This is a genomic window from Streptomyces omiyaensis (assembly GCF_014650895.1).
GTDB lineage: Bacteria > Actinomycetota > Actinomycetes > Streptomycetales > Streptomycetaceae > Streptomyces > Streptomyces omiyaensis.
In genome coordinates, this window is sequence record NZ_BMVV01000086.1 from 1 (window position 1) to 990 (window position 990).

At 70.9% G+C, this 990-nt stretch carries 2 protein-coding genes; both read right to left on the reverse strand.

Annotation, left to right across the window (positions count from 1 at the left end; all coding sequences use genetic code 11):
- Positions 1-693 (reverse strand): hypothetical protein (locus IE287_RS38105; RefSeq protein ID WP_229884019.1); only part of this gene is annotated, 693 nt, incomplete at its 3' end.
- On the reverse strand, positions 690-990 hold a 301-nt coding region (locus IE287_RS38110), incomplete at its 5' end, for a tyrosine-type recombinase/integrase (protein ID WP_189854010.1). The genes IE287_RS38105 and IE287_RS38110, both read right to left, overlap by 4 nt.

The window sequence follows — 990 nt, forward strand, 5'->3', positions numbered from 1 at the left end:
CTCGGTGTCCGTGCGGGCCTGGAGGACGTAGAGGATCTCGGCGACCACCAGGGGCGGCAGGCCGCGCAGGCTCACCGCCGTCGACTCCGACGAGCCCGGCTCCAGCCGGCACCAGGTCTCGAAGTCCGCCCCTCGGCCCGCGGCCTCCTTCCAGCGCGGCCAGTGCGCGAGGCAGAAGGGGTGCGCGGGGCTGGGCCTCATCCGGTGACAGGCGTCCACCGCGCAGTGCCCGAGGTGGGGCAGTGGCTGAACCCGCGGGTGAGTGAAGAACTCCTGAAGCGGCGGCTCACCGAGCTTCTTGAACAGTTCCCGGTGCCACTCACACATCTGCGTGCGCGACGACGTCCAGGGCCGCCCGCACTTCGGGACCCCGCAATCCCCCGACGCGCCGGTGAGGATCTTCGGATCGCTGGCCACGAAGTCCTCGAAGGACTTCCCGCTCCGCTTCCAACGGCCTCGGCAGGCCGAACACAACCCCAGTTCCGACCGCCGGGCCTGAGCCAGGCAGCCGACCCGGGAACAGATCCTCAACCCGAGAAAGGGGTGTTCCGGTGAAGGACGCAACACCTTCATCGTCTCGTCCCAGTTCAGGACCTCCAGCGTCTCCGGACGGATCAGTTCCCACAGCCGTCTGGCGCGGGCGGGCAGCAGATCCGACGCCGGAGGCGGCACCAGTCGCAGGGCCGTGGTCATGGCTTCCTCCTCGGAGCGAGCGATGCGACCCGCTCGACCGCGGCCCGCAGCCGCTGAGGATCGGGGTGCAGATAGACCTGCGAGCTGGACGGACTCGCGTGGCCGAGGAGATCGGCGATCTCGTCCAGGACGGCGCCCGCGTCGGCGGCGTTGCTGGCGAAGGTGTGCCGCAGCGCGTGGGGATGGACCCCGCCGGCCAGGCCGGCCCGCCGCGAGAGACGGTCGAACAGGTCGTTCAGAGCCGCCGGCGGCATGGGCGCCCCCAGCGGCGGCCGGAAGAGGTTGACCAGCACGAAG